This is a genomic window from Haliea sp. (assembly GCF_040222615.1).
GTDB lineage: Bacteria > Pseudomonadota > Gammaproteobacteria > Pseudomonadales > Halieaceae > Haliea.
On record NZ_JAVKCQ010000203.1, the window covers coordinates 1 to 7500 of the forward strand.

Here is a 7500-nt window from a genome sequence, read left to right on the forward strand (position 1 = left end):
TGCCCGGCAACCCGACTTCAAGTTACGTGACTTTCTGCCTGCTTGCGCGTCCGTTCCTGTTGCGCGCCCAGGGAGTCGTCGACGTGGCGCCCGTCTGTCTCTCGGCGCGTGCCGGTTTTGTCCGCGATCGGCCGGGTAGCCGGCAGGAATACCTGAGGGTCACGCTGGCGCCCGGTGCAGATGGAATGCTGGCCACCCCCTTCGACAACCAGAGTTCAGGAGTGTTGAGTTCGGTGTGTGCCAGCAATGCCCTCGCAGTGGTGCCGGTGGGCGCGCTGGTTGGTTCTGGTGACTGGCTGCAGGTGCTGTTGCTGGAGTCGCTGGAGTAAGCTGAAGCGGGCGTTGGGGGCAGCCCGGCCGCACCTCCCCGGGAGTCGCTGAGGACGTACCTCGCCGGCCGCACCTCGCCGGCCACACCTGGCCGGCTACACACTTACCCGGGATATTTCTGGAAGACCAGAGAGGCGTGGGTACCGCCAAAGCCGAAACTGTTGGACATGACCCGCTGCAGGTCCACGTTGTCGTGGCGTTGCCTGGCGATCGGCAGCCCCTCGGCTTCCGGGTCCAGCGTGTCGATATTGGCGGAGGCGGCGATGAAGCCGCGCTGCTGCATCAACAGCGAGTAGATCGCTTCCTGCACACCCGCCGCACCGAGTGAGTGTCCGGACAGGGATTTGGTCGAGCCAATCACGGGGATGTGGTCGCGGTCGCGATAGGCTTCACGCACCGCCTTGAGTTCCTGGATATCCCCGGCCGGAGTGCTGGTGCCATGGGCATTGATATAGTCCACCGGCCCCACCACCGTAGCCAGGGCCTGCTGCATGCAGCGGACAGCGCCCTCGCCCGAGGGCGCAACCATGTCGTAGCCGTCGGAGGTGGCGCCGTAGCCCACCAGCTCGGCGTAGATTTTTGCACCGCGCGCGAGGGCGTGGTCCAGCTCTTCCAGGACCAGCATGCCGCCGCCGCCGGCGATCACAAAGCCATCGCGATTGGCATCATAGGCCCGGGAGGCGCGCTCGGGGGTCTCGTTGTACTTGGTCGATAGCGCGCCCATGGCATCGAACAGGCTGCTCAGGGTCCAGTGCAGTTCTTCACCGCCACCGGCGAATACGACATCCTGCTTGTTCATCTGGATCTGTTCCATGGCGCTGCCGATGCAATGGGCGCTGGTGGAGCAGGCGGAGGATATGGAGTAGTTGACACCCTTGATCTTGAAGGGAGTGGCAAGGCAGGCCGACACCGTGCTGCCCATGGTCTGGGTCACCCGGTAGGGGCCGACCCGGCGCAGGCCCTTCTCGCGCAGGATGTCCGCGGCCTCGGTCTGGCTGGCGGAGGAGGCGCCGCCGGAGCCGGCTATGATACCGGTGCGGACATTGGACACATCCCGGTCGCTGAGCCCGGAATCCGCAATGGCCTGCTGCATCGCGATGTAGGCAAACGCCGCGGCATCGGCCATGAATCGCAGCTGCTTGCGGTCGATGTGCCCGGCGACATCGATGTCCGGCGCCCCGGCGATGTGCGAGCGCATGCCCATGTCGATGTGTTCCTGCCGCAGGCTGATACCTGAGCGCCCTTCGTAGAGGGCGTCGGCGACTGTGTCGGCATCATTGCCGAGACAGGACACGATGCCGAGCCCTGTTATGACTACCCGTCTGCTCATGGGACTAGAACGACTCCGTTGATGAGAACAGTCCGACCCGCAGGTCGCTGGCGTTGTAGATTTCGCGCCCGTCCACGGATACCACGCCATCGGCGATACCCATGATGAGCTTGCGCTCGATGACCCGCTTCATGTGGATGTTGTAGCTGACTTTGTGCGCCGTGGGCAGGATCTGCCCGGTGAACTTGACTTCGCCGGAGCCGAGCGCCCTGCCGCGGCCGGGATTGCCGCGCCAGCCGAGGAAGAAGCCCACGAGTTGCCACATGGCGTCCAGGCCCAGGCAGCCCGGCATTACCGGGTCCCCCGGGAAGTGGCACTGGAAAAACCACAGATCCGGATGAATATCCAGCTCCGCGACGATCTCGCCCTTGCCGTAGCGGCCACCCTCCGAACTGATATGCGTGATCCGGTCCAGCATCAACATGTTTTCGGTGGGAAGCTGGGCGTTGCCGGGGCCAAAAAGTTTGCCAAGGCCGCAGGCAACCAGCTCTTCTTTGGCAAATGCGTGTTGTGCAGTCATAGTGTATCCAATCGGGCCCGGGGATGGGGTGATGCTGCTGGCACCGGTTCTGCGTTGAGTTTATCCGGTGGGGTAAACGGGTTCAGGTCGCCCATTCTAATACCTGCGGGGCACAAGTCCAGCATTGTGGCCCGGCGAGCGGCCAGGGCTCGCTGGCCTCGCCCTCTGTCCATCAGCTAAGATAGCGGATTCAACATGACTGGAAAAAGCATGCTTACGCCCGTTTTACTCTCCGGTGGAGTCGGAAGCCGCCTCTGGCCCGTGTCCAGGGAGCTGCATCCCAAACAGTTCCTGCCGCTGGCGGGAGAACTCACCATGCTGCAGCAGACCCTGGAGCGCACCGGTAATCTCGAGGCCAGTGCGCCTGTGGTGGTGTGCAACGAGGAGCACCGTTTTATGGTCGCCGAGCAGCTGCGCCAGGTCGGTATTGCTCCCAGTGCATTGATTCTCGAGCCGGTTGGTCGCAACACCGCGCCTGCGGTTGCGCTTGCGGCTCTTCAGGAGCAGGTCCGGGACCCCGAGGCGATACTGCTGGTGCTGCCCGCCGATCATATTATCCAGGACAGTGCGGCGTTTGCCGAGGCTGTGAGCCGGGCCCTGCCGCTGGCCCGGGAGGGTCACCTGATGACATTCGGGGTGGTGCCGCAGGCGCCGGAGACGGGCTACGGTTACATTCGCTGCGGCGCCGCGCTGGGGGAAGACCTGTACGCCCTGGAGGCGTTCGTCGAAAAGCCGGACGCGGATACCGCGCAGTCCTACCTGGACAGCGGCAGCTATCTCTGGAACAGCGGAATGTTCCTGTTGCGTGCCGCAACCTACCTTGAGCAGCTGGGGCAGTTCCAGCCGGAGATGCTGGCCTGCTGTCGGCGCGCCATGGCCAGCGCCACGGTGGATCTGGATTTCATCCGCCCCGAGGCGGTTGCATTCGCTGGCTGTCCGGCCGACAGCATTGACTATGCTGTCATGGAGCATACCCGGGCAGGCGGTGTGGTCGCGCTGGATTGCGGCTGGAGCGATGTGGGTGCCTGGTCTGCGCTGTGGGAGGTTGCCGCGCGTGACGAGCACGGCAACGCCACCCAGGGCGATGTCATGCTCGACAACTGCCGCGACAGTTATTTCCGCAGCGAGTCCAGGCTGGTGGCCGCGACCGGCGTTGCCAACCTGGTGGTGGTGGAGACCGCCGATGCGATCCTGGTCGCGGATCGCGATCGGGTGCAGGACGTCAAGCGCATCGTCAACCGCCTGAAGGCGGAGTCGCGCCCGGAGGCTTCCCTGCACTCCCGCGTCTACCGCCCCTGGGGCTCCTACGAATCCCTGGTCACGGCGGACCGCTTCCAGGTCAAGCGCATCATCGTCAATCCCGGCCAGACCCTGTCCCTGCAGATGCACCATCACCGGGCAGAGCACTGGATCGTGGTCCACGGCACCGCGGAGGTGACCTGCGAGGATCGGGTGTTCATGCTCGCGGAAGACGAATCCACCTACATCCCGCTGGGCCGCAAGCACCGGCTCGCAAATCCCGGGCGTATCCCGCTGGAGTTGATCGAGGTGCAGTCCGGAACCTATCTCGGGGAGGATGATATTGTTCGCTTCGAAGATGTTTACGGTCGCGACCGAGCGGCCACAGGCAAGGAGAAGAATTCATGATCAAGAAGTGTCTGTTCCCCGTGGCCGGTTACGGCACACGTTTCCTGCCCGCGACCAAAAGCATGCCCAAGGAGATGCTGCCCATTGTCAACAAGCCGCTGGTGCAGTACGGCGTGGAGGAAGCCATTGCCGCCGGCATGACCACCTGCGCGATGGTGACCGGGCGCGGCAAGCGCGCGATAGCCGACCACTTCGACATCAGTTTCGAGCTGGAGCACCAGATCTCCGGCACCGGCAAGGAAGTGTACCTGGAGAGCATCCGCGAAGTTCTCGACCGCGGCGTGTTCACCATGGTGCGGCAGCGGGAAATGAAAGGCCTGGGCCACGCCATCCTGACCGGGGAGGTGCTGATCGGCCACGAGCCTTTTGGCGTGGTGTTGTCGGATGACCTCTGCCTGAACGAGGGCCCCGGTGTGCTGAGCCAGATGGCGGAGCTCTACCGGCAGTTCCGCTGCTCCATTGTCGCGATCCAGGAAGTGCCGATGGAGCACGTCCACAAGTACGGCGTCATTGCCGGCGAGAGCCTGAAAGACGGCATTTATCGCGTCGATGAAATGGTGGAAAAGCCCGATGCCTCGGTGGCGCCATCCAACCTGGCAATCATCGGCCGCTACATCCTGACCCCGGATATCTTCGACATCCTGCGCGAAACACCGCCCGGTGCCAACGGTGAAGTACAGTTGACCGATGCGCTGCAGACCCAGGCCCGGCAGGGCTGCGTTATGGCCTATCGGTTCAAGGGTCGGCGCTTCGACTGTGGCAGCGTACCTGGCTTTGTCGAGGCCACCAATTTCGTGTACGAAAACCACTATTCCCACAGCTGAGCAGGAGCCCGCGGTGCAGCCACTGGAGTGCTTCAAGGCCTACGATGTGCGCGGGCGGGTTCCGGACCAGCTCAACGAGGATATCGCGCACCGTATCGGCTGTGCCTTCGCCGAGGTGATCAAGCCGCGCCGGGTAGTTGTCGGTCACGATGTCCGTCTCAGCAGCGAGGCGATCAAGGGCGCCCTGATTGCGGGCCTGTGCCAGCAGGGGGTGGATGTCTGCGATATCGGCCTGTGCGGCACCGAGGAGATCTACTTCGCCACCTCCCATGCCGGCATGGATGGCGGTATCGTGGTGACTGCCAGCCACAATCCCATGGATTACAACGGCATGAAGTTCGTGCGCGCCCGCTCGCAGCCGATCTCCGGCGACAGTGGCCTGTTCGCGATCCGTGATCTGGCGGCCCGCAATGAATTCAGTGCCGCGGAGCTCGCTGGCAGCTACCAGCATCTGGATACCTCCGCTGCCTACATCGCACACCTGCTCAGCTATGTGGATGTGTCCAGCCTGCCGCCGCTGCGGATTGTGGTCGACGCCGGCAACGGCGGCGCCGGGCGGGTAATCGACTTGCTGGAGCCGCACCTGCCGTTCGAGTTCATCAAGCTCAACCATGCGCCGGATGGCCATTTCCCCAATGGCGTCCCCAACCCCCTGCTGCCGGAAAACCGGGCGCAGACCAGTGCCGCAGTGGTCGCTCACAGTGCTGACATGGGGATTGCCTGGGACGGGGACTTCGACCGTTGCTTCTTCTTTGACGAGCGCGGCGAGTTCGTGGAAGGCTACTATCTGGTGGGCCTGCTGGCAGTGGCGTTCCTGCAGCAGGATCCGGGCGCAGCCATCGTGCACGACCCGCGTCTGACCTGGAACACGGCGGACCTGGTGCAGGCCTATGGCGGTCGTGCGGTGCAGAGCAAGACTGGTCACGCGTTCATCAAGGAGCGCATGCGCAAGGAGAACGCGGTCTACGGTGGCGAAATGAGCGCGCACCACTACTTTCGCGACTTTGCCTATTGTGACAGCGGCATGATCCCGTGGCTGCTGGTCGCCGGCCTGATGGGCAGCCGCGGTCTGCCCCTGTCAGCGCTGGTGGCTGAGCGGGTGGCGGCGTTTCCCTGCAGTGGCGAGATCAATCGCACCATTGCCGACCCGCAGGCGGCGTTGGCCCGGGTGTCGGAGCGCTACGGGCCGGAGGCTTCGCGGGTGGAGTCTGTGGACGGAGTCAGCATGGAGTTCGAGGACTGGCGTTTCAACCTGCGTCTGTCCAACACCGAGCCAGTGGTGCGCCTCAACGTGGAGAGCCGGGGCAATGTGACCCTGATGGAGACGCGCACCAGGGAGCTGCTGGCGCTGCTCGACGCCTAGCTTGCAGCCTGCGGCGCTTGCCGCTGCTGCGCGGCGTGCCACTCGGTGAGCAGCCGCTCGGTGGCTGCATCCATGTTCCGGGGGCCGTCCGCCTGCTGCAGGCGCTTGAGGATGGCGGTGCCGATTTCCTTGCCGAGCTCCACGCCCCACTGGTCAAAGGAGTTGATGCCCCAGAGCTGGCCGCTGCAGAAGGTACGATGTTCATACAAGGCCAGCAGGGCACCGAGACTGTGTGGTGTCACGGCGTCCAGGGTGATCACGCTGCTGGGCCGGTTCCCCGGCATGGCCAGGTGTGCTGCCAGCCGGTTCGCCTCTGCGCTGTCCATTCCCCGCTCCAGCAGGCTGGCCCGGGCCTCGTCCTCACTGCGCCCGATCATCAGGGTGCGACTCTGGGCGAGGCCGTTGGCGACCAGCATCCGGTGGCGACCATCATCCCCCAGGGAGGTTGTCAGCGGCAGGATAAAATCGGCCGGGCAGAGGCGAGTGCCCTGGTGCAGCAGTTGGTGGAAGGAGTGCTGGCCCATGGTGCCGGCGGACCCCCACAACACCGGAGCGCTGTCATAGTCCAGTGGCTCGCCGCCCCGGGTGACGCGCTTGCCATTGCTCTCCATCGTCAGCTGCTGGAGGAAGTCCGGCAGGCGCGCCAGACCCTGGTCATAGGGCAGCACGACCTGGTTGCCGGCGGCAAAAAAGTTGCAGTACCAGATCTCCAGCAGGCTCATCAGCATGGGCAGGTTGTGGACGCTGTTGGCGCTGGCGAAGTGGTGGTCCATCTCCTCGGCGCCGCCGAGCAGCTGGCTGAAATTTTCCCAGCCGATGGCAATTGCGGCGCTGAGGCCGACGGCGGACCAGAGGGAATAGCGCCCGCCAACCCAGTCCCACAGCGGCAGGCAGTTGTCGGCCGGAACGCCAAACTCCGCAGCGGCCTCCAGATTGGTGGTGATGGCGAGAAAGTGGCGTTGTAGATCCTCCACCGGTGTTCCGGCTGCCAGCAGCCAGTCGCGGGCGGCGACACCGTTGGCCAGGGTCTCCTCGGTGCGGAAGGATTTGGAGCAGAGTATGAACAGGGTGGAGTCCGGGTCCAGCCCCTGCAGGGTGTAGTGCAGGTCGGCGGGGTCGACATTGGCCACGTAGTGGCAGCGCACGGGGCCGCGAAAGGCGGCCAGCGCCCCGGTCACCAGGCGCGGTCCCAGGTCGGAACCGCCGATGCCGATATTGACCACATCCCTGATGACCGCGCCGGAATGGCCCAGCAAGTGGCCCCCGTTGATCCGGTCACACCAGAGCCGCATGCGCTGGCGGGTGTCCTCTACCGCGCTGAACTCCGCATTGAGGCCAGTCGGGGCGGTCCGGGCCCGGAGCAGGGTATGCAGTGCCGCTCGCGACTCCGTGTTGTTCAGCGGTGCCCCCGCCAGCAGTTGCCCCGCGCGCACCGGCAGCTGCGCCTGCTCTGCCAGTCGCAGCAGCGCAGCGCGGCTGTCCCGAC

6 protein-coding genes and 1 pseudogene are annotated in these 7500 nt (G+C 64.7%); 4 read left to right on the top strand and 3 right to left on the bottom strand.

Annotated elements, in window-relative coordinates:
• Positions 1-329: pseudogene (locus RJQ10_RS15995) on the top strand (molybdopterin molybdenumtransferase MoeA); the annotation flags it as partial.
• 104 nt (positions 330-433) lie between these two features.
• On the opposite strand, the gene fabB reads toward RJQ10_RS15995, so the two are convergent.
• Together fabB and fabA are read right to left on the bottom strand one after the other, a co-directional pair.
• Positions 434-1660, bottom strand: coding sequence for a beta-ketoacyl-ACP synthase I (gene fabB, locus RJQ10_RS16000; RefSeq protein WP_350148378.1), 1227 nt, complete (start codon positions 1658-1660; stop codon positions 434-436).
• Between the two features lie 4 nt (positions 1661-1664).
• On the bottom strand, positions 1665-2180 hold the full coding sequence (fabA, locus tag RJQ10_RS16005) for a 3-hydroxyacyl-[acyl-carrier-protein] dehydratase FabA (protein WP_350148379.1): 516 nt from the start codon (positions 2178-2180) through the stop codon (positions 1665-1667).
• A gap of 210 nt (positions 2181-2390) precedes the next feature.
• Between fabA and RJQ10_RS16010 the strand changes: the two genes are divergently transcribed.
• The 3 genes from RJQ10_RS16010 to RJQ10_RS16020 are packed head-to-tail and all read left to right on the top strand — an operon-like array spanning position 2391 to position 6014.
• A complete protein-coding gene (locus RJQ10_RS16010) occupies positions 2391-3827 on the top strand; it encodes a mannose-1-phosphate guanylyltransferase/mannose-6-phosphate isomerase (RefSeq protein WP_350148380.1) in 1437 nt (478 codons plus the stop codon).
• Positions 3824-4651 carry a UTP--glucose-1-phosphate uridylyltransferase GalU gene (galU, locus tag RJQ10_RS16015; protein WP_350148381.1) on the top strand — a complete coding sequence of 276 codons (828 nt, stop codon included), beginning with the start codon at positions 3824-3826 and terminating at the stop codon, positions 4649-4651. The genes RJQ10_RS16010 and galU overlap by 4 nt, the downstream gene beginning before the upstream one ends.
• A gap of 13 nt (positions 4652-4664) precedes the next feature.
• The gene (locus tag RJQ10_RS16020; RefSeq protein ID WP_350148382.1) at positions 4665-6014 is read left to right on the top strand and encodes a phosphohexomutase domain-containing protein; all 1350 of its coding nucleotides are present in this window, start codon (positions 4665-4667) and stop codon (positions 6012-6014) included.
• Here RJQ10_RS16020 and pgi read toward each other — a convergent pair.
• Positions 6011-7500, bottom strand: a 1490-nt coding sequence (gene pgi, locus RJQ10_RS16025) for a glucose-6-phosphate isomerase (protein WP_350148383.1), incomplete at its 5' end; no start/stop codon positions are given. The two genes, RJQ10_RS16020 and pgi, sit on opposite strands and share 4 nt — an antisense overlap.

Coding starts and splice junctions, on each gene's coding strand:
- fabB (WP_350148378.1), bottom strand. CDS start 1,660: ATGAGCAGACGGGTAGTCATAACAGGGCTCGGCATCGTGTCCTGTCTC.
- fabA (WP_350148379.1), bottom strand. CDS start 2,180: ATGACTGCACAACACGCATTTGCCAAAGAAGAGCTGGTTGCCTGCGGC.
- RJQ10_RS16010 (WP_350148380.1), top strand. CDS start 2,391: ATGCTTACGCCCGTTTTACTCTCCGGTGGAGTCGGAAGCCGCCTCTGG.
- galU (WP_350148381.1), top strand. CDS start 3,824: ATGATCAAGAAGTGTCTGTTCCCCGTGGCCGGTTACGGCACACGTTTC.